This window comes from Maritimimonas sp. 2405UD52-3 (genome assembly GCF_056591715.1).
This window is the reverse complement of the sequence record NZ_JBWQOL010000001.1, coordinates 500,879-523,413: the sequence shown is the minus strand read 5'-3', so window position 1 is coordinate 523,413 and position 22,535 is coordinate 500,879. Positions and strand designations below refer to the sequence as shown.

General features: G+C 32.9%; 18 protein-coding genes and 1 tRNA gene. 6 read left to right on the top strand and 13 right to left on the bottom strand.

Going from position 1 to position 22,535, the window contains the following annotated elements; translation table 11 throughout:
• From accC to AC1EU5_RS02360, 3 genes are all read left to right on the top strand, one after another.
• Window positions 1–1,449 (top strand): acetyl-CoA carboxylase biotin carboxylase subunit, encoded by a 1,449-nt coding sequence (gene accC / locus AC1EU5_RS02370; RefSeq protein WP_480190744.1) that lies wholly within the window; start codon window positions 1–3, stop codon window positions 1,447–1,449.
• Window positions 1,439–2,980 carry an acyl-CoA carboxylase subunit beta gene (locus AC1EU5_RS02365; RefSeq protein ID WP_480190743.1) on the top strand — a complete coding sequence of 514 codons (1,542 nt, stop codon included), beginning with the start codon at window positions 1,439–1,441 and terminating at the stop codon, window positions 2,978–2,980. The genes accC and AC1EU5_RS02365 overlap by 11 nt, the downstream gene beginning before the upstream one ends.
• Window positions 2,981–3,080: 100 nt before the next feature.
• Window positions 3,081–3,476 carry a nuclear transport factor 2 family protein gene (locus tag AC1EU5_RS02360; protein ID WP_480190742.1) on the top strand — a complete coding sequence of 132 codons (396 nt, stop codon included), beginning with the start codon at window positions 3,081–3,083 and terminating at the stop codon, window positions 3,474–3,476.
• Here AC1EU5_RS02360 and AC1EU5_RS02355 read toward each other — a convergent pair whose 3' ends face one another.
• The 6 genes from AC1EU5_RS02355 to AC1EU5_RS02330 are packed head-to-tail and all read right to left on the bottom strand — an operon-like array spanning window position 3,477 to window position 9,404.
• On the bottom strand, window positions 3,477–6,272 hold the full coding sequence (locus tag AC1EU5_RS02355; protein ID WP_480190741.1) for a S9 family peptidase: 2,796 nt from the start codon (window positions 6,270–6,272) through the stop codon (window positions 3,477–3,479).
• A 38-nt stretch (window positions 6,273–6,310) separates the two neighbouring features.
• Entirely contained in the window at window positions 6,311–6,715 is a 405-nt protein-coding gene (arfB, locus tag AC1EU5_RS02350; RefSeq protein WP_480190740.1) for an alternative ribosome rescue aminoacyl-tRNA hydrolase ArfB, read from the bottom strand.
• Window positions 6,705–7,379, bottom strand: a complete 675-nt coding sequence (locus tag AC1EU5_RS02345; protein WP_480190739.1) for an AAA family ATPase — start codon at window positions 7,377–7,379, stop codon at window positions 6,705–6,707. Before AC1EU5_RS02345 ends, arfB begins: the two co-directional genes overlap by 11 nt.
• Window positions 7,331–8,050: a nicotinamide riboside transporter PnuC gene (gene pnuC / locus AC1EU5_RS02340; protein WP_480190738.1), complete on the bottom strand. Its 720-nt coding sequence runs from the start codon at window positions 8,048–8,050 to the stop codon at window positions 7,331–7,333. Before pnuC ends, AC1EU5_RS02345 begins: the two co-directional genes overlap by 49 nt.
• Entirely contained in the window at window positions 8,047–8,772 is a 726-nt protein-coding gene (locus tag AC1EU5_RS02335) for a phosphoglycerol geranylgeranyltransferase (RefSeq protein WP_480190737.1), read from the bottom strand. Before AC1EU5_RS02335 ends, pnuC begins: the two co-directional genes overlap by 4 nt.
• 2 nt (window positions 8,773–8,774) lie before the next feature.
• Window positions 8,775–9,404: a 4'-phosphopantetheinyl transferase family protein gene (locus AC1EU5_RS02330; RefSeq protein ID WP_480190736.1), complete on the bottom strand. Its 630-nt coding sequence runs from the start codon at window positions 9,402–9,404 to the stop codon at window positions 8,775–8,777.
• A 59-nt stretch (window positions 9,405–9,463) separates the two neighbouring features.
• Here AC1EU5_RS02330 and ahcY point away from each other — a divergent pair, with 59 nt between their 5' ends.
• The 3 genes from ahcY to AC1EU5_RS02315 all read left to right on the top strand — a co-directional run bounded on the left by ahcY (window position 9,464) and on the right by AC1EU5_RS02315 (window position 11,760).
• Complete coding sequence (gene ahcY, locus AC1EU5_RS02325) at window positions 9,464–10,780, top strand: adenosylhomocysteinase (RefSeq protein WP_480190735.1); 1,317 nt, start codon at window positions 9,464–9,466, stop codon at window positions 10,778–10,780.
• A 96-nt stretch (window positions 10,781–10,876) separates the two neighbouring features.
• Window positions 10,877–11,674: a universal stress protein gene (locus AC1EU5_RS02320; RefSeq protein ID WP_480190734.1), complete on the top strand. Its 798-nt coding sequence runs from the start codon at window positions 10,877–10,879 to the stop codon at window positions 11,672–11,674.
• A 12-nt stretch (window positions 11,675–11,686) separates the two neighbouring features.
• A tRNA-Ala gene (locus tag AC1EU5_RS02315) sits at window positions 11,687–11,760 on the top strand.
• A 201-nt stretch (window positions 11,761–11,961) separates the two neighbouring features.
• Here the strand turns inward: AC1EU5_RS02315 and AC1EU5_RS02310 are convergent.
• The 7 genes from AC1EU5_RS02310 to AC1EU5_RS02280 form a co-directional block, all read right to left on the bottom strand.
• Entirely contained in the window at window positions 11,962–13,497 is a 1,536-nt protein-coding gene (locus AC1EU5_RS02310) for a right-handed parallel beta-helix repeat-containing protein (RefSeq protein ID WP_480190733.1), read from the bottom strand.
• A complete protein-coding gene (locus AC1EU5_RS02305) occupies window positions 13,494–13,817 on the bottom strand; it encodes a hypothetical protein (protein WP_480190732.1) in 324 nt (107 codons plus the stop codon). Before AC1EU5_RS02305 ends, AC1EU5_RS02310 begins: the two co-directional genes overlap by 4 nt.
• 64 nt (window positions 13,818–13,881) lie before the next feature.
• Entirely contained in the window at window positions 13,882–14,724 is an 843-nt protein-coding gene (locus AC1EU5_RS02300; protein ID WP_480190731.1) for an alpha/beta hydrolase family protein, read from the bottom strand.
• Window positions 14,725–17,457, bottom strand: coding sequence for a PD-(D/E)XK nuclease family protein (locus tag AC1EU5_RS02295; RefSeq protein ID WP_480190730.1), 2,733 nt, complete (start codon window positions 17,455–17,457; stop codon window positions 14,725–14,727).
• 77 nt (window positions 17,458–17,534) lie between these two features.
• A complete protein-coding gene (locus AC1EU5_RS02290; RefSeq protein WP_480190729.1) occupies window positions 17,535–18,899 on the bottom strand; it encodes an OmpA family protein in 1,365 nt (454 codons plus the stop codon).
• A gap of 120 nt (window positions 18,900–19,019) precedes the next feature.
• Entirely contained in the window at window positions 19,020–21,164 is a 2,145-nt protein-coding gene (locus tag AC1EU5_RS02285) for a peptidylprolyl isomerase (protein WP_480190728.1), read from the bottom strand.
• A 97-nt stretch (window positions 21,165–21,261) separates the two neighbouring features.
• Window positions 21,262–22,524: a hemolysin family protein gene (locus AC1EU5_RS02280; protein WP_480190727.1), complete on the bottom strand. Its 1,263-nt coding sequence runs from the start codon at window positions 22,522–22,524 to the stop codon at window positions 21,262–21,264.
• Window positions 22,525–22,535: the final 11 nt, after the last annotated feature.

Here is a 22,535-nt window from a genome sequence, read left to right as displayed (position 1 = left end):
ATGAAAAAAATACTAGTAGCAAATAGAGGAGAAATAGCATTACGCGTGATGCGTACTGCAAAAAAAATGGGAATTAAAACAGTTGCTATTTATTCTGAAGCTGATAGAAATGCTCCACATGCCCATTTAGCTGATGAGGCTGTTTGCATTGGTCCTCCTCCTTCAAATCAATCCTATTTATTGGGTGATAAAATTATTGATGTTGCAAAATCTTTAGATGTAGAAGGTATACATCCCGGGTATGGTTTTTTAAGCGAGAATGTTGATTTTGCCAAAGCTGTTGAAAAAGCTGGTATTACCTTTATTGGTCCAAAATCAAAGGCCATTAAAATTATGGGAAGTAAACTAGCGGCTAAAGAAGCCGTTAAAGCTTATGATATTCCCATGGTACCGGGTATAGATGAAGCGGTTACTGATGTTGCTTATGCAGAAAAAATTGCCAAGAAAATTGGATTTCCTATTTTAATAAAAGCTTCAGCAGGAGGCGGGGGAAAAGGAATGCGTATTGTAGAAAAAGAAGTAGATATTACTGAGCAAATGGAACGTGCAATTTCTGAAGCAACTTCTGCTTTTGGTGATGGTTCTGTTTTTATTGAGAAATATATTAGTTCACCCCGCCATATTGAAATTCAGGTGTTGGCGGATAGTCATGGCAACACCGTACACCTATTTGAGCGGGAATGTAGCGTTCAGCGTCGTCATCAAAAAGTGGTTGAAGAAGCTCCATCTAGTGTGTTGACCCCTGAAATCCGTGAAAAAATGGGAGAAGCTGCTGTAAAAGTAGCTAAGGCATGTGATTATCTGGGTGTAGGTACTGTTGAATTCTTATTAGATGAGGATAAGAATTTTTACTTTCTGGAAATGAATACCCGTTTACAAGTGGAACATCCTGTAACTGAAATGATCACAGGAATTGATCTTGTTGAAGAGCAAATTAAAATTGCAAGAGGCGAGAAATTGTCCTTTGCACAAAAAGATTTAGATATTACAGGTCATGCACTAGAGCTACGTGTTTATGCAGAAGATCCTATGAATGATTTTCTACCAAGTATTGGAACTTTAGAAGTATATCATCCACCAAAAGGTGAGAACATTAGGGTAGATGATGGTTTTAAAGAAGGAATGGAAGTCCCTATTTACTATGACCCCATGATCTCAAAACTTATTACTTACGGCAAAACACGTAATGAAGCCATTGAATTCATGAAAAAAGCCATTGATAATTATAAAATAAAAGGTATTGAAACAACACTACCTTTTGGAAAGTTTGTCTGTGAACATGAAGCCTTTACCTCTGGTAATTTTGACACGCATTTCGTTCAAAAATATTACTCAAAAGATCTGTTAGAGGAAGCCTATAAAATAGAAGCTGAAATTGCCGCTAAACTTGCTCTAAGAGCATATTTAAAGGAACAACAAATATTAAAAGTACCTACTCGTGAAGTCTAAACTAGATCAGTTACAAGAGAAACTTGCTGAAGCAAAATTAGGTGGTGGTGAGCAAAGAATTGAGCGCCAGCATCAAAAAGGAAAGTTAACAGCCAGAGAGCGTGTTGACTATTTATTAGATGAAGGTTCTTTTGAAGAAGTAGGAATTTTAGTAACACATCGCACCACCGATTTTGGCATGGACAAACAACAATTTTATGGTGATGGTGTGGTAACCGGTTATGGGACTATAGATGGAAGGCTGGTCTATATTTTTGCCCAGGACTTTACGGTATTTGGAGGTTCATTATCAGAAACGCATGCCGAAAAAATCTGTAAAATTATGGATATGGCCGTAAAAGTAGGTGCTCCATTAATTGGATTAAATGATTCAGGTGGTGCCCGTATTCAAGAAGGTGTTCGTTCTTTAGGAGGCTATGCAGATATTTTTTATAGAAATGTACAGGCTTCAGGAGTGATACCGCAAATTTCAGCTATTATGGGCCCATGTGCAGGTGGGGCTGTATACTCCCCTGCTATGACAGATTTTACCATTATGGTAGAGAATTCTAGTTATATGTTTGTCACAGGACCCAATGTGGTAAAGACCGTAACTAATGAAGAAGTAACATCAGAAGAATTAGGTGGCGCGAGTACACATGCTACAAAATCTGGAGTTACACATTTAACTTCAGAAAATGATATACAATGCTTAGAAGACATTAAGACATTATTGAGTTTTATGCCACAAAATAATCAGGAAACTGCTAAGCAATTATCCTATGATCTAGGTGAAGAATATCAGGAAGAATTGTCTGATATCGTTCCAGAGAATGCAAACAAACCCTATGATATGCGAGCAGTCATTCATGGTATTACAGATACAGATTCTTTCTTTGAAATTCATAAGGACTATGCTGAAAACATAGTAGTTGGTTTTTCTAGACTGGCAGGTAGAAGTATTGGTATTGTAGCTAATCAACCGATGAGTTTGGCTGGATGTTTAGATGTAGATAGTTCAAAAAAAGCAGCGCGCTTTACCCGTTTTTGCGATTGCTTTAATATTCCGCTGTTAGTGCTGGTGGATGTACCTGGTTTCTTACCCGGAACGGATCAAGAATGGAATGCAATTATTACCAACGGCGCAAAATTATTGTATGCCTTGAGTGAAGCCACTGTACCACGGGTAAGCGTGATAACTAGAAAAGCTTATGGTGGTGCCTATGATGTAATGAACTCAAAGCACATTGGTGCTGATATGAACTTTGCGTGGCCTTCAGCAGAAATTGCCGTAATGGGTGCTAAAGGAGCTAGTGAAATCATCTTTAAAAAAGAAATCGCCGAAGCAGAAGATCACGAGGCAAAACTAGCGGAAAAAGAAACGGAATATGCCGAGAAATTTGCAAATCCATACCGTGCTGCACAAAGAGGGTTTATAGATGAGGTTATTCTACCTGAAGAAACTCGCAGAAAATTAATTAAAGCATTTGCGATGTTAGAGGGTAAAAAAGTTGATCGCCCAAACCGCAAGCATGGAAACATTCCACTATAAGTTATGAGTTGAAATCATTTCTAACACTACTGAAATCAAAATATAATTTTGATTGAAAGTATCTTGCAAAGCAAGTGAGAAATCAGTAAATATTTAAATTATGAATCAATCAAAAGGGTTAAAAATATGGCATCAGTTTATAGAAGAAAGGGATGTATCATTGTTAGATGATTTTTTAGCCGATGATGTCATACTATATTCACCTGTAGTTTTTACACCAATTAAAGGTAAGTTCTTTGTGAAAATGTATTTAATGGCTGCCGAGCAAATTATAGCTAATCAAGATTTCGAATATATAAATGAAATTTCAAACGGAAACGAAGCTATATTAGAATTTAAAACCGAAATAGACAGCATTATTGTTGAAGGTGTAGATATCATTACATTTAATAAACAAGATAAACTACAATCTTTAAAAGTAATGGTACGCCCTTTAAAAGCACTGACTATTGTGCATCAAAAAATGGGTGAATTTTTAGAAAAGATGAATCAATAACTATTCTTTGTTATCTAGTAATTCTAACCCTTGATTAATTCCTTTTTCAATAGCTGGAACTCCACGATGCATCCAAACAGGTTTAGGAGCGCCTTTTAAATAATGATCAAAAAATTGTGAAAGTCTAATGTTAAAATCTTTTCGGTTTTGAAATTTAAGAGGCCAATGTGGTTCGTCATTATAGTTTAAAAACCATGACGGTTTTCCAAGTCTTCGTAGACTTACAAAAAGCTCTATTCCTTGATACCAAGGCACATGACCATCAGCATCATTATGCATAATTAGTAAAGGCGTATTCACTTTATCTAGATTAAAAATGGGTGAATTCTCTATATAACGTGCAGGATATTCCCAAGGTGTACCGCCAATTCTACTTTGTGTATGTTCATATTGAAACTGGCGACTCAATCCAGTCCACCAACGAATACCACCATAAGCACTAATCATATTTGGCACTGGCGCCCCAGCTTCAGCTGCTTTAAAAATATCTGTTTTGGTTACTAAATAAGCTATTTGATAACCACCCCAACTATGCCCTTGAACACCAATATTATCCTTATCTACAAAACCTTTTTCTATTAGTGAAGTAACACCTGGAATGACACAATTATAAGCACTTTCGCCAGGATATCCTTCTCGATAATAAACATCTGGGTTAAATATTATATATCCGTTACTTGCATAATATGTGTAATTAATAGTTGATCTACCGAAAGAAGGCGAACGATGTCTATGCAATCCGTTCGAGCTTTTTTCGTAAAAATTGACAATCATCGGGTATTTTTTATTTGGGTCGAAATTCTCTGGTTTTACTAGCATTCCGGTAAGCTCTTTACCGTCAAGAGACGTCCATTTTATTTGCTCAATGGTGCCCCAATTGTACTCCTTTTGCTGAGGGTTTGCATTACTAATCTTTACTTTGTTTTTGAAACCTACGTCTGTATACCAAAGATCGGGAAACTCCTTGAAGGATTCTCTGGTAAAAATAAGATCATCATTTAATTTTGCTTTTACAGGTCTTGAATATCGATTAGGACTTTTTAAAAGCTGCTTTCCTTTATTATTTTTAGGATTAAATTGATAATAACCACCATCTTTTGTATCCTCATTGAAAGTTGACAACAACCACTTTTTATTGGTGTCTAGAAAAAGTTCATCATCATCAAGATTTAAATATCTATAAACTGTTTTGTTTTCTCTTCCTTTAGTTAGTCGTGTACTTTCACTAGTATTAGGATCATATCTAAACAGATCATAACGATCATATAAGATAATATGCTTATCATCCTTTGTCCAACCAGCCATACCATAAGGATAGGGCGGTGTTGGACTATCATGTAACTCGTTATAAAAGACTTTTCCCTTAGTTAAAGCTTGATATTTTGAGGTATTAATGTTGAAAACGAACCAAGTTGAGTCGATACGATTAAAACCGTAAACATAAGATCCTTTTGGACTGAGATTTACATTTCCAGCTACTTTATCTAATATCTTTTTACGATTACCATTTTTAATATTCACAATAGCATATTCTCTAGCCCACAAACCATCCCATTGACTTTCGAGTTGATGGGGTCGAGGGTTATCAAGTAATGCATAATTGGCATTACCTTCATCAGCTAATTTAATATTGGGATATTCTTTATTGCTGAGTTGAACTAAATTTTTATTTGAGTTTAGGTGAACAACTGTCTGATATGATTTCTTTTTATCATTTTTTACTTGTAGTTCTTGCACCGTATATAGTCTAGGTTCATCATAGGTCCATACTTCTACATTTACAATTTCATCATCGATAAGAGTTGTATCTTTTACTATTGGAGGTGTAGCTAAACCAAAATATAATCTCGATTCATCTTTCGAAAAACTTGTTTTACCATCTGATGAAACTCGATATCCTTTAGGTGAAGACGTATTATCGATCAATTTTTGAGCTTGAGAATCATTTTCTTTCCAATAATAGAGTTCATTAGGCCGTACTTGAACTTTAGTAGTATCTGTATCTACTACAAAAGCTAAACTCTTACCAGAATCACTAAAATTTAACTGATAGAACTTGGCTTTTTCTGTAGTATATATTGGTTTTAGCTCATCTTTATCCAGGTTTATCACATAAACTCCAGCTTTAGCTTTGTCTTTTTCACCTGTGGTTGAAAATGCAAAACGTTTTCCTTCCTTAGCAAAGGAAAAATTGGTAACATATTTAAAGGTATCTTGTTTTTTAGTAGTAAGACTATGTAAAACAAGATGGTAACCATTTTCCTTTCCAACTTTTTTGATCTTCTTTTTTTTCTTTTCCTTTGCTTGTGATGAGTCCTTTTTTTCTTTCTTCTTTGGTTTTACCTCATCTAAAAGATAGGCCAAATACCCTGACCATTTTTCAGGAGTTTTATAAGATTTTACATTCGCAATCTTTGTTAATGATTTACTTGTTAAATCAAAAATGCCAAGCGAATCTTTTGGCAGTTTAGTTTTCTTTACTTTTCTACGTTTCATTTCAGTGATACTATCTTTCCAAGGCCTAATTGAAAAAAAAGCAAATTTTGAGTCATATGAAAATTGACCTTTTTGGCCTCTGGCATATTCAAAAACTAATGAGGCATTCGGTCTTTTTATTTTTAGAAAGTTGTCTTTTTCTCCTTTTTCTAAAGAGTACATAATAAATGTTCCATTAGGAGAAATAGATTTATTTTGAATGGTACTCCAAAGCTCTTTATCAGTATGAGTTAATACTTTCTTTTGAGCAAAAGTGAATAAAGTAAAGCAAATTAATAGGGCGGATAAGGCAGTTTTCATTGTAAATAGATTGTTGCCTATAAATATACTACAATAGATCAATCAATGTTTGGCTTTTTACGACTGCTCTTTTTGTCTGACTGTTTCTTTTTACTGTCTAAACGTTTCTTTACTGAGGCTCTGGTAGGTCTGGTAGCTTTTCTACTCTTTTCTCTTTTCAATCCGTTTTTAAGCAACTTCAAGAATCTTTCAGTTACAATCTCTTTATTTCTATGTTGACTTCTGCTTTCATCACAAAATAAAATAAGCACCTTTTCTTTAGTCAGCTTGGTTGCCAAGTTTTTATATAGTAATTCTTTTTGTTCTTCACTTAATGAAAAAGAGTTAGGGATATCAAAAGTCAGTTCTATTTTTGACGCTACTTTATTGACATGTTGCCCACCTGCACCCGAACTTCGTGTTGCTTTGAATTGAAATTCTTTTTTAACGGCATTAAAATCCATTTTCAGGATTTATATGCTGATGATCAGTATTCTGATGTAAAAAATGAAGATCAAGATCAATTAATGTTTCTGAAAAACTATCGAGATCATCTCTCTCCAATAATAATTTATCAATAGCATTGGTTGCTATATTCAAACGTGTTTCTTTATCTCCTTTCAATAAAATATATGGGCGATTGTATTTTTTTAAAGCTGCTTCAAAAGCCTGAAACATTTCCAAACGTTGTTCAGGGCGATCTCTAAGGTCATCTTCTTCCCAAGGTGTATCTATGTATGTTAGAAAATATAGATCGTAGGTATTATTTAAAGCAGCTTCATCTAATTTAGGGTCAACAAAACCTCCATAATATTCTTCTGAATACACTTTGGTTTCCAGCAAATCGGTATCGCAAATCAACACCTTGTCTGCCTTCTTCACTAAATCATTTTCAAGTCGCATTTGCCCCTCTGCAATGGGTAAAAGATCTTTATTCTCACAGGTTTTTCGCTCATTGTTCCATTTGTTTTGCAAGTACTCTCGCGCATATTCTGGTACCCATACCGTATTGTAATAACGTGCCAGCTGCCTTGAAAGTGTTGTCTTTCCTGTAGATTCAGGGCCAAATAAAACGACTCTTATAATGTTTGTCCCGACACCTCGGGACTGCTTAAGCTTTTTTTCCATGCTATATATCCTTGGATAGCTAAAATTAAGAAAATTGTGTATTGAATTCCCGTAAATCCATATCCTTTTACAAAATATAACGGAATAGAAACAATATTACCCGCGATCCAGAATATCCAATGCTCAATTTTCTTATTAGCCATTAGCCACATGGCTGCAAAAAAAATGCCGGTAGTAAATGTGTCAAGAAAAGGAGTAATTTTTCTAAAGTTTTCTAAACTACCTGAAAACATATTTCCAATAGCATAATCAATGCTATCTGAAAATCCTAAGTTATTAGGCATCACATTATAATATCTATAGACTATTATAACAAACACTGAAGTAAATGCAAAAATTCCGAAAGTTTTTAGCTTATCATTTTTATGAATTCTAGTAATTGGGATGTGGTGTTTCTTATCGTCAATTATTTTACTCCACATATACCAGCCGTATATACTCATTGCAGTGTAGTAAATATTAATAATCAAATCACCATAGAGATCCCATTGAGATAGTAAGTACACATAAAGTCCAGTACTGATAATACCAGTTGGGTACACTAAAATATTCTCTTTTTTGGCGTAAAAAACACTGATTACTCCGAATAAAGCGGCAATAAATTCTAAAAACACATTTATCGTTTCAGCATTCTTATAGGGCTCAATGAAAAAATCTAGAAGTTCATTCATTTTTGTAATTCATTAAAGAAGCTTTCATTCTCTTCAAAAGCTGTACCAATTACTACCAAATCCGCTCCAGCCTTATAAGTTTTATCCAATTGTTGTTTGGTTCTAATACCACCACCTACAATAAGTGGAATACGAAGTTCTTTTTTTACTGTAGTAATAATACTCGTGTCAACTGAAATCGTTGCTCCTGAGCCAGCCTCTAAATAGATTAATTGTTTGCCTGAATATTGTCCTGCCAAAGCTGTCCTAACTATCAATTCTACATTATTTTGAGAGATCGGCTGCGTTTTACTTACACTTTCAACTGCCGTTTTAGTACCTCCATTTATAAGAAGATATCCGACAGGAATAATTTCTAAACTGCTATCTTTTAAAAGCGGAACCGATTTTAATTGTTGCTCAATTAAATATTCAGGATTTCGCCCTGATATTAAGCTTAAAAAGAGAATACCATCAGCAGTATTGGTTATCTGCGTATAATCTCCCGGAAACAGTAAAACAGGTAATTGGGTCAATTGCTTAATAGCACTAACCACTTGTTCCGTTTGCTTCAATGCATCAGTACTTCCTCCTACAAAAATATGCGTAGCTGTAGATGCATTTATTTTGGCTAAAAGGTCCGGTAGGTTTTCTAAAACCGTTTTTTCAGGATCAATTAAAACTGCCAATAATTTTTTATTAGCCAAACTTGCAGCAAGAATACTTTGATAAATTGTGGTCATAACTAGTGTTGCGCATATACACAAGTGAAGCCTTCAAATTCTAAAAAATCAATGAAATATGAAGAGGACTTTCCTTTGAATCTTATAATTCCGGTAGTTTCTGTGTCTTCAAAAGAAAAATCATGGATATTTATATGTTTTATAAAGCTTAAACCTTCTTCTTCATAAATTTTAAAGAGTGATTCTTTAGCACCCCAAACAATAGTGAGTTTTCTTACCAACGCATCATGATTAGCCAATGTTCTATATTCTTTAATTGGGGTAAACTTATGTGCTATTTTTACTATTTTATCACGTTGCTTTTCAATATCTATACCTACATCTGTTGAACTACTCACAATGATGCCTGAAAAATTAAAAGAATGTGTAATTGAAATACTGTTACCATCTTTTAAATGAGGTTTCCCCATTGCATCATAGTATAAATCGGCATCCACATAACCAGCTTCTGCCAGTAAATGACGTACACTCATAAACCCTCTTTTATGCAAAATAGACTTCATATTATCTACTCTATCTTGACAAGGCTTTGTGAGTGTAATTTCTTTAGTAAGTTCTTCCAGTGACTCTTCTATCTTCCAGATATAAACTTTGGTAGTATTGTTTACTGCAATGGTCTTATAAAGAGGCATATTAAAAAGTTATTCCGTACCTTTGTACGCTGAATTTAGAGTAAAACAAAGATACAAATATGAGTACAAAAACTGCCACTTATGTTCCTTTTAAAGTTAAAGATCTTTCTTTGGCTGATTGGGGTAGAAAAGAGATAGAATTAGCTGAAGCTGAAATGCCAGGCTTAATGTCATTACGTGAAGAGTATAAAAATGAACAACCATTAAAAGGTGCACGCATTGCAGGATGTCTGCATATGACCATTCAAACAGCCGTTTTGATTGAAACATTAATTGAGCTGGGTGCAGATGTTACCTGGAGTTCTTGTAATATATTCTCTACACAAGATCAAGCTGCTGCTGCTATTGCTGCTGCTGATATTCCAGTATATGCCTGGAAAGGAATGACGGAGGAAGAGTTTGATTGGTGTATTGAGCAAACCTTATTCTTTGGTGAAGACAGAAAACCATTGAATATGATCTTGGACGATGGTGGAGATCTAACAAATATGGTATTAGATAAATATCCTGAATTGGCTTCTGGTATTAAAGGATTATCAGAAGAAACAACTACTGGAGTACATCGTTTATATGACCGTGTTAAGAATGGAACTTTGCCTATGCCAGCGATTAATGTGAATGACTCTGTAACTAAATCAAAGTTTGACAATAAGTATGGTTGTAGAGAATCTGCGGTAGATGCTATTAAGAGAGCTACTGATCTTATGATAGCCGGTAAACGCGTTGTAGTTTGTGGTTATGGTGATGTTGGCAAGGGTACAGCAGCTTCTTTTAGAGGTGCAGGCGCTATTGTTACAGTTACTGAAATTGACCCAATTTGTGCGTTACAAGCGGCCATGGATGGTTATGAAGTAAAAAAATTAGATACTGTAGTTGGTAAAGCTGATATTGTGATCACTACAACTGGTAATAAAGATATTGTTGTGGGTCGTCATTTTGAGGCTATGAAAGACAAAACCATTGTTTGTAACATTGGTCACTTTGATAATGAGATTGATATGGCATGGTTGAACAATAAGTACGGAGGTTCTAGAATAGAGATCAAGCCTCAAGTTGATAAATATACGCTTAACGGAAAAGATGTTATTGTACTTGCTGAAGGACGTTTAGTAAACCTTGGATGTGCTACTGGTCATCCAAGTTTTGTGATGAGTAACTCTTTTACCAATCAAACATTAGCACAAATAGAGCTTTGGAATAATTCTGATAAGTATGAAAATCAAGTATATATGCTACCAAAGCATCTTGACGAGAAAGTAGCAAGATTACACTTAGAAAAGATTGGAGTAGAATTAGAAACACTAAATCAAGAACAAGCTGAATATATTGGTGTGACTGTTGAAGGTCCCTATAAACCAGAATATTACAGGTACTAAAGATTTATTTTAATTAGCAAATATTAAAGAACCCTTGCTAGCGTTAGTAAGGGTTTTTAAGTTTAATTGGCGTATATTTATAAAAATTTTAGTTCAATGAAAAATGTATTAGTTCCTTTAGGTTCAAGTGGTAACGGTCCAAACACATTGCAATATGCAATAGATTTTGCTCAGAATTTTGGTGCCAAAGTATATGTTGCTCAAGTGTATGAAAGTACACGAATTTCGGGTTCACTAAAAAATCTTGATGCTATTTTAGAAGGGGATACTACCAATGAATTAAATGAGATTATCAATCAAGTTGACAAGAAGAATGTTGAAATAGCCACAGCCTCAGTTAAAGGAAAAATTATTGACAGTATTGAAGCTTTAGCGCAACATATTAAAGCTGATCTAATTATTTGCTCCGCCAAACCACTTTCAAAAGATGAAACTCTATTTTTAGGAAAAGTACCAGGTAGTTTAGTAAAAGACACTACAATACCAATATTGATTATTCCTTCTCAATATAGGTATAAAGATTTTACAAAGGTTTTGATGGCTATGAAAGTTTGTAGTGTTCAATCAAATACATCATTAAACCCTCTTAAAAATATCTTGAACAAATACTCTAATGTAGAATTAGATCTTATTCATATTATTACACCAGACTGTTCTGAAGCCGATAAAGAAATCAATGCCGACTTAAAATCAATGGCTTCTACGTTTAAAACTAGCGAAAATGCTACCGTTTTTCAAGGTGTTTTAGAGCATTTACATATTACTGATCCTGATCTTTTATGTGTTATTAGAAGAAAGAGAGGTTTCTTTACAAGGCTATGGCAAGAAGATGCCGTTAAAAAAGCAAATTTTGAAAGCCGGCTACCTCTGTTGGTGCTAAAAGATGTATCTTAGCCCACCTATTTTGGGGATGTAGCTCAGCTGGCTAGAGCGCTTGACTGGCAGTCAAGAGGTCGTGGGTTCGAGTCCCATCTTCTCCACTTTAATTTATTCAAATATTTGAATTGCCGATTTTAAAATCTTAGATAAAGAAAATTATCTAGTATAGTATCTGAGAAACATCTCTAACAGAAATAAAGGAAGAAGAAATCAACTAATAAAAAAATGTGCTTATACATTTTGTTCTTTAAAATAACATTCTAACCAAAAGCTGTTAATATTATTAGTGTTATGTAATTTGGTTATTCTTTTTTTTCTGATAAGTAATTTGATAATACTCGCTTTTGCAATTTAGTAAGCCAGGAAACATATAACAAATACGAATAATCAACAGTTGATGGGGCAACCTTTTTTGTATTATTTGCTTCCGTGAAATTGAATTCTTGTTGATCATGAAAAATATTCACAGTATTAGCTAATACATTCTTTTCAAGTCTAGAATTCATACCATCACTATCTACACCATACAACATATTTGAAGTAATTCTATTATTTTTTATTGTAGTATTATTAGACGTATTGGTCATATTTACACCCCTAATATTTCCTATAATCTCATTATTTTCTATAAGGGTATAATCGTTTCCAAAATAAGTAGTTACGCCAGCCGAATTTGGATGCTTTGAATTAACACCGTTGTCAAGAATAATATTGTTAACCACTGAAATATTTCTAGTGTTAGTACCTTGAATAAAAACTCCTTTTGTACCATTATTGATAAAAAGATTATGCTGCACTCTTGAATTATAAGCAAAATATCCCTCATGACCAACAGTTATACCGTTTCCATTAATTGAACCCAAACTATTGATAACAATAGAGTTTATAAACTCTGCATCTTGCAAATTAATAGCTACCCCTGACGCATCGCTAGTGCCACAATTATCTACAAATACACCATCAACTTTTAAACCAGGACTATTTATGGCACCTACACCTGAATCATGTGTGCCTGAAAAATAACCACCAAGAATAGTATTATTATTTCCGTAGTCTATTTTAATACCCATTTTCCATGTATTGTGCGACTCAACGTTCTCAATAGTAGAATTTGTACAGTTGATCAAATGAAAATTACCAGAATCTTTACTTACTGTGGTATGAACATCTCTGCAAAAGGTATTTTTTATGTATGCGTTATCCACATTGCTAAACTGTACCCCATCATATGCAATGTTTTTAGCCTTAGAACCATCTATTTCTCCTCCAATTAATTTAATATTAGAATCAGAAGTATTGGCGTTTTTAAATACTGATAAGCCCTTAAAATCTTTAGTTGGATAAACAATAGTTCCGGTTAAATTCAAAGTTGTATTTGATTCTAATAAAATCGCTCTATCTGTTTCTAAAATAATTTCTGAAGGAATCACCAAATTAGAATCAATCTTTATATTTCCCTGAATATGAATAATGCCTTCACCATTTAAAGAATCGATTGCTTTTTTTAAGGTTTTAGTGGTACCATCAAAAACCAAAATTTTATTTAATTGACCTACATTTTTTGAAATATCAATTGTAGTTTTACCTTTAGGCTTTTTTATTTCAAATGTTGATTTTGGGAAAAAATGAAGCAATTCATACTCTATATCTTTAGAATATCTTTCTTGCTGCATTTCTAAAGCTTCACCAATATACATTTCATATCTGCTTGATTGAGTAAATTCTAACAAATCAACGTATTTATTAGAACCTGTTACAGAATGTTCTTTTTTTATCGATTGTTGACCCAAACTAACTAATGAAAAAAATAAAATTGTAATGGAAATTAAATTCTTCATTTTATTGTTGAATTATGAAATCTAATACCCGTTGATTGCGGTCTACCTTTTATAATTTGAGTTTTTATTTTTGAAATTCCTTGTAAATACAAACCATCTACTTTATAATGACCTGCTCGAGTATCTGTTATTTTGCCTTTATATTCAGGTCGGTTATATTTAGCAACGTCATAAATAAAAATGTCTGAAAAGATATTTCTGCCAGGCAACTCAAATAATTCCTCATTAGTTTTTCTTATTTCTTGACCCCAAATTTTAATTTTAGAGTGCCTGAATACAAGAAGTCCACCTTGATAAAATTCATGCGAATACAATCTCAACGTAAATAACAAAAGAAAACAAATAGTTAAAAAAGAATATTCTTTTTCATTTTATAATATTAATTCAAAGGTAGCAAAACCCAATAGTTTCATTTACCACTTCTTGCAGGTTATTAGGCAAGCTTTTTTCATCCCAAGGGTGTTTTCCGCCAAAAACATGATTGGCTCCTTTAATGGTAATAAGATCACTTTTAGGATTCCAAGTATGTAAAGACAACGCTTCATCAAATTTTACGGAAGGATCTTCATCTCCATGTATAATTAAATGAGGTATTCTTATTTTTTTAGCAGCTCTTTCAATATTCAAGCGTTCTTCATTCACTATAAAATCTTCATAAAATTGGTAATTATGTGGCATTTGTTGTTTAGTCCTTCCATTCATAACGTACTTAACCCCTTCTTTTTTCCATTCTGCTAAATCACCAATGGTTGCAGTTCTTTTACCGAAGTCGCATACACCAGCCCAAGAGATTATTTTTGTAACTCTGTTATCTTCTGAGGCTTTTATGGTGACAATACCTCCTCCTCGTGAATGGCCAATAAGTATAATTTCATTTTTACTTAGTTCTTGTTTAAACTGCTTTTCTTGTAAAATCCAATCAATAACAGCATCTAAATCATCAAGTTCTTTAGTATAGCTGTTTTCCGCAAAGGCCTCAAGATCAGAAAAGTCTATGGGTTGTTCAACAGTACCTCCATTATGTGAGAAATTAAACTTTAAGAAAAAGAATCCTTGAGCTGCGAACTGCTGGGCTATCAAGTTCCAACAACCCCAATCTTTAAACCCTTTATAACCATGAGCAAATATCACAATTGGTTTTTTTGTTGCATCTTTTTTAAAAAAAAGATCAACTACAATGGGGCGTTCGTGCTTACCAGGGATAGCATGGTTCTTGATAATTTTCATTTATACATTACTTATTTGTTTTTCTCGAAAAGGTACTTCCATATCAAAGATTTCTACAATCAATTTCTTTAATTGTACTTCAAATTGTTCCAGTATATCTTGATTTATAAAGGTATCTTTTTTTGCACCTCTTCCTTCTTTGTCCTTTTTTGTAAATTTTAAAAAACCGCTATTAAGATTTTTAAAAGATATCACCCCTGCTTCTATTGGCTGCGCAACTTGTTCACTTTTATATAATAAATATGAATACACTAGCACTTGAAATGATTTACTGTACTTGTCGTAATCAGTTATAATATCTTCCCAGTTTACAACAGTCATTTTATTTTGCTGTACATTACCAGTTTTATAATCAATAATTCTGGTCAACCCATTAAGTTGATCAATGCGATCAATTTCACCTTTTAATTTAACATTAAGATTTAACTCTTCAATAAAGATATTCGTTTCAACCTTATGTTCTAAAGCCACGATTTTAATTTCATTCCCTTTCTTTATTAGTTCAAGTTCTTTGTCTAAAAAATTATAAGCATATTGTTTAGCAATATTAAAAATCATAAGATTCTTACCTGTTGAAATATCTCCGTTTGTATATTCTTCTTCAAATCTCTTTTTAACCTCTTTATCAACTCTCGATTTCATTTTAAGAATAAACTCTTGCGTCAAGAGTTTGCCCACTACTGAAGTATAAAGAATCTCCAGGGTTTGATGAATTATTGTTCCCAATGTATTTACAGCCAAAGTTTCTTCCAGTTCATCTACTTCTTTTATCTGAAGGACTTTCTGCTTATAGAAATCAACTGGATTATACATATATGAAGTGAGTGCTGTTGGAGAGAATCCCTTTTTAGCCACTTCTTTCAGTTTTTGTATAGCTGAAGTATTCTTCTCAATAGCTTTAGAATACATATTTGCAGGTTTAACCTTAGGGCTAATTACATAACTTTTTATGTTATTAGGATTTTCAACCTCAAGTTGTGTGATAAATCTACTTTTCTCGCCAGAACCATATTGATCATTTTCAGTATTATACAGTAGATAGATATTTTTGGCACGTTGTAGCAACCGATAAAAATGATAGGAGAAAATAGCATCTTTTTCTTGATAAGTAGCTAATCTGAATTCTCTTTTTACATCGTAAGGAATAAATGAGTTTTCTGACCTACCAGCTGGTAAAATACCCTCATTAACTGATGTTAAAATGACGGTTTCAAAATCTAAAACACGCGTTTCTAAAACTCCCATTAATTGTAACCCTGATAATGGTTCACCTTTGAATGCTAACTTTTCATTTTGGAGCAATTGTATGTAAAGCTGAAATAACGTTTTTATATCTTTTATATAGCCATACTCATTATTTAAGGTCTCGAGTTGAGTAAAAATAGTATGTGTTTTAAATAAAAACTCTTTCTCAATATGATTATTAGTAGTTATTTTTAGTTCATTTAACAGATCGGAGCATATCATGAGTAAGCGAGAAACTTCATTGGATGCTATTGGTGAAAAAACGGTCAATAAAGATTTGATTTGCTTATTGCTACCTGCCAATTTTTGTAAGGTTTCTTTACTAACGTATGTATAATTATTTCTAATGATATTGTCAATTAGAAAGTCACTTTTATAGGTTCCTTTTATAGCAGAGTGATTCAATATCCTAAGTACTTCTTTATAATAATGATTTCCTTTTTTAGCGTTAACATGAAGTTTCAGTATATAATGAAAGAGTTTACTTATGGCCATGTTCTTTAGATCATAACCCATGGTAATATTTATATTTTCAACCTCATTTGGTAATGAGTTCAAAGCTATAGATAATAAGGACTCATCTGCCAATACAAGTGCCGTATTTTGAAAATCTGTCTCAGCTTGTTTTGAGAGAATCTCCCCTACATATTTTAATTGTGTGTTATTCTTTGGAGACCCAATAATTTGAATATTCTTGTGCCCCTGAAAGTGATCTTTAATCCAATTAAACGACTGTTTTTCAAAGTATTTCCAAGATTCTCTATACCTATTTAAAAAAGTAGATGCTTGATGATCATTAAAATAGGTTGTGTCACAATCCCAATAAATTAGAGCAAGGTCATTTTCTAGCAGCTGTTTTATAAGTATTTCTTCAGAAGTATTTAAGGCATTAAACCCTAAAAAAACCAATTTTGCATGTTGATTGTTTTCTATAAAAAAATCAATATTCTCAACTGCTTCCCTATATAGCATTCCTTGATAACCAATGTTCTTGCTTAATAGCGTATTATAAAGAACATTGTAATAGATATTAAGCTTTTCAAAAAAAGCAAGGTAACTTACAGTAATTTCTGTTTGCTTTTCAACATTCCAATTTTCTATCCTATTGATATCTTGTAAATAACTGAAAATATGATTCGCATCTACTCTATGCCTATCTATTTCATTGAAATCTTGCAAGACTATACGCGCCCATTTAGAAAAATTATCAAAACTATCTAATTTGTCTTTTGACGTGTATTTAATGTAAACAGAATAAAATTCAAACAAGAGTTTCGTAGCATCAATAGATGTAAGCGAAGATAGATCCTCAATAAAATCTTCAATGCTTAAAATTTCTGGGAGCAAGGAAATGCTCTTAACTTTGGTTTTTATTTCTTGCTTTAGGAAAACACCTGCTCTTTTACTAGGAAGAACAAAAGTATATTCGGAAAGAGGCAAACTCTTTGCTAATAAATCATCTAGTACATCTCCAATAAAAGTTTGCATAAAACGAAAATACAAATATTACCGCATAAAAAAAGCCGCACATTTGTGCGGCTTTTAGTTTATTCTTTAATCTAACCTTATTCAGCTAAATTGATTTCAGTTCTTCTGTTTTTAGCTCTACCAGCTCTAGTTCTATTAGAAGCAATTGGATTGTCTTCACCAAAACCTTTTGAAGTCAATCTGCTAGCAGCTATACCTTTAGATACTAAGTAATCTAAAACAGCTTTAGCTCTCTTTTCAGATAAACCTTGGTTCAATTCTTTAGAACCAACACTATCGGTATGACCTTCAACGCTAAAGTTAGAATCTTTAAATTCTTTCATGATATCAGCAATCAAATCTAATTTCTCATCAACACCAGTTCTGAATGAAGACTTACCACTATTAAAATAAATAGCTTTTGCAAACTCATCTAACTTGGCTTTAGCTTCTTCAGTAATAATTACTAAAGGACAACCTTGATTAGAAGCAGGGCCAACTTCGCTAACACAGTTATCGTCTTTATCAAGAACGCCATCGCCATCAGTATCTGGCCAAGGACAACCCTTGTTCTCAGCAGGACCAGCAACATCTTTACATTCATCGTCTTTGTCATATACACCATCTCCGTCAGCATCCGGACAACCATTATTTGCAGCAGTACCAGCTTCGTTTGGACACTGATCATCTTTATCAGCAACACCATCACCATCAGCATCTGGACAACCATTTAAAGCAGCTAAACCAGCTGTATTAGGACAAGCATCATCACCATCTTTAATACCATCGCCATCAGTATCAGGACAACCGTTGAATGCTTCTAAACCAAATGTTTCAGGGCATTCATCATCTTTATCGTATATACCATCTTTATCTGTGTCTTTACCTCCAAATTTAATTACAACGCCCAAAGCATGTTGAAAATGAGGAGCAGTACGATCTTCATCAAAAGAATGCTTATACATTGACTGTATATTTAAGCCAACGAAATCAGTAAACATAACATTGAAACCAGCACCACCGTTAAATGTTCCAACACCTAAATCATCAATCCAAGTATATCCTCCCCCAACACTTAAGTAAGGATCAAACCATTTAGACTTACCGATAAGATTGTTTAGATTGTATCGAATATCTAAATCTCCAGCATAGTAAGCTAAATCATCAACATTAATGTCTCCATACTGTTCTATTCTATTGATAGATCCAGCAAGACCTAAAGAGAAACCATCTCCTAAATACCTACCAACTCTAATTCTAGAAATTGAAGGAATAATATTATAATGGTCATTGACATTGAAAAATTCATCAAACCATTTACCTTGAGTGGGTTGATTTGTAGGGTATGTATCAACAGCATTGATACCTACATCAATTGACCAAGGGTTATTTTCGTCCTGTGCTTGTATTGCAAAAGCTGTAAAAAAAGCTAAAACGAACAGTACTTTTTTCAAATGTTTCATTTTAAATAATTTAAATTTATAGTTTCTGTTTTAAGTTTAATTCTAATTATATCAAGTGCAAATATATAAAATCGTGTTTAATAACGAACTTTAACATATTTTATTTTTAATCTTAATTTTTTAATAAAATTTTGCTCTGTTGTCCTCAATATCAGCAAACTTCTTTAACACATCATAAGCTTTAGAGTTTTTATTTTGTGTTTTAACAGCTACATTAGAAGCAAAACTTTTAAAATTATCTATTTCAGCTGGTTTTTCAATTTTATCAATTTTCACCGCAAAAACCCCATTCTTTCCTACAATATTCTTTAATATATCATTTTCCTTAGCTAGGTTTAGAGCTCCAACTAATTCTGGAGATCTACCAACAGCAGGTAATGTTGGGCTTCCTAAAGAAACTGCTTTTGAACTATTTACTGAAACACTGAATTCCTTCGCGATATCTTGAAGAGATTCACCGTTCATTCTTGCTTCTATCAAATCAGCTTTCTTTTCATTCATTAAAATATTCTTGATAGTAAACTTAGCGCTTCCTATACTTAAACCTTTCTTGTTTTTCTTATTTAATTGAACCACGGCATAACCATTATCGGTATCAAATCTTTTTATTTCTCCTTCTTTTGTAGCATTGTCAAAAGCCCAAGTAACAATTTGTCTTTGATTACCTAAAGAAGACACTTTCTCATCTAAGCCTTTAATACTATTTACCGGTTGAATAGTATATTTATTTTCTTTAGCAACTTCAGTCATATTATTATTAGAAAGTTGAGATGCAAAGGTTTCAGCCTTTTCAAAAACTTCATTCTCCGTTTTCTCTGAAGGTTCTATTTTTCTAGAAAAAGTAGCTAATCTATATGCGTCTTGAAAATTCTTCTGGTCTTCTATTTCAATAATATGAAAACCAAACTGTGTTTTAACAATACCTATATCACCTTTTTGACCTTCAAATGTATAATCTCTAAATTCAGGCACCATTCTATTATACGGGTACCAACCTAAATCACCTCCTTTAGCACCACTACCTTTATCTACTGAAATGCTTTTTGCAATATCAGCAAATTTTGAATTATCAGCTTTTATAATAGTTAAAATGCTATCAGCTGATTTTTTCGCCTGCTCCTCAGTTTGTGTTGTTGACGCATCAGCACTCCTTGAACCAACAAAAGCTAATAAGATATGTCTAGCCTTTACAGAATCAGGCATTTTTTTAATATCTGCCACTTTCGTCAGTTTGAAAAATTCTCCATCCTTATAAGGACCAAATACATCTGCTATTTTCAAACCGCCAATAGTATCGCTTAAAGCTTTAGTCAATAAATTCTTAGTGAAAAACTTATCATCATAAGGCGTATCAGATTGATTGTCTCTAAAAAATTCTTGATAATCTGAAGCGCTCTTTAAACCAATTACTTCTACATTATTCTTTGCAGCTGTGCTATACTCTTCTCTGTTTTCAATAAGTTTTGCTAAATCATCTTTGATAATTTGTTCATCTTCTTCTGTAGCCTTTACGTCAAACTTAACAAAACTTAAGTTTACGGTAGGCTCTATAACATAATCATCTTTGTGAGTACGAACATAATCCTTAATTTCATCATCAGAAACTTTGACTAGACTATCAGAAATTGAAGTAAATGGAACATACACATATTGAATATCCATTTTTGTATTTTGATCTTTATAATAACGTTCACCTTCTTTTAGTGTAGCACCAAGACCGGCTTTGATAAGGTTAGAATAGGTATTTAATTTAAGATTAGCCTTAATATTTCGTTCATAATTTAACCAACCTAACCATGCATTCATTCCTTGCTCATCTTCTGCAGCATTATCTTTTAAAGTAGCTATATATTCTTTTAATTTCTCTTCGTCAAATAGGCCTGCTTCATTTTTAAACAAAGGACTGTTCTGAATAAATGGCTGTTTAATGACTTCATCCCAAACATCTTTTTCTCCTACAATAACTCCAGATTTTTTTAATTGTGTTTCATATACTTTCTCTCGTACTAAATTATCCCAAGCAGTTTTTACGCTTTGTAACTGAGATCCTCTATTACCTGTTCTTGCTCGCTGTTGTTCAACCAATTGGGCAAATTCTTCACGACTAACTGATTCACCATTAATCTCACCAATTACATTAACATTCTTATTAAAAAGTGGACTGTTAGCGTCAAATAAACCTGTAAGTACAAAGGCAAATAATGCCATTGCTATAATGATTATTAAAAATAAAGACCGCTCTCTAATCTTTCCTAAAATTGCCATTCTTCTTTTCTTTTTTAAAATTCAGTGTGCGAAAATACAATATCCGCTTAAATAATAAAAGGATAAATGAAAGGAAATTACTTGTAGATTTATATACCTATTCCTCTTTAAATAAAACCTTTAGGTATATATTTTCAATTTTAGAAGAAGATACTTCTTGAATGGTAAATTCAAAATTTTCTATTTCTACAATTTCCTCTTTCTCAGGAATGTTTTCGGTATGATGTACTATAAGTCCGCCTAACGTTTCATAGGCATCATCTTCAGGAAGCTCTAAATCATAATTTTCATTAACATAATCAACCTCTAGCCTTGCTGAAAAAACAAACTCTCTGTCATTAATTTTCTCTTCTTTCAATTCATTGCTATCATGCTCATCCTCTATTTCACCAAACAATTCTTCTACTATGTCTTCTATGGTTATTAAACCCGAAGTGCCTCCATATTCATCCAATACTATTGCAATACTTTTTCTGCGCTTGGTAAGATCATTCATCACATCATTGATCATCCTAGTTTCAGGCACAAACATAATTGGTAAAATGATGGAGCGAATGCTTTTAGGTTTTTTAAAAAGATCAAAAACATGAACATAACCAATAACATCATCTAAAGAATCTCTGTAGACTATTATCTTTGAATAACCAGTCTCTACAAATAATTCTTGTAGCGTCTTAATACTTTCGTGCACTTCAATAGCACAAATATCTGTTCTGGGAATCATCGCTTCCCTAGCTTTAACATTATGAAACTCTAAGGCATTCTGAAAAATTTGAATTTCAGTATCTACTTCTTCTTCGTTGGTTGTTTCTAACTGTTCAGAAATATAATTACCCAATTCTGCTTTACTAAACGCAAGTTCAGTATCATCTCTTTTAGTATTAAAAAATACCTTTAGTATAAAATCTGATATTGCAATGATAAACTCAGAAACTATATAAAAAAGTAAAAAGAAAAGATAGGCAGGTAATGCAAAAAATTTCAAAGCTTCATTTGAATAAATTCTATAAATTGCTTTAGGAATAAACTCAGCTGCTACTAGAATAATCAATGTAGAAATAATGGTTTGTACTAGTAGCATTAAAAACTCACTAGAAATATATGGTGCTAAAAAGCGCATTAACATTTCACCCATAAAATATCCATAAACCACCAATGCAATGTTATTACCAACCAACATTGTAGTAATGAACTTTGAAGGGTTTTCAGTAAGCTTATTTAAAATTTTAGAAAGAAAATTTTCTCTTTTTTTCTCTAGTTCTATATGCATCTTATTGGCGGACACAAAAGCTATTTCCATTCCTGAAAAAAAGGCGGAAAGCAGTATTGAAATAAGAATGATGATAACTTGTAATTCCAAAAAAATAATTT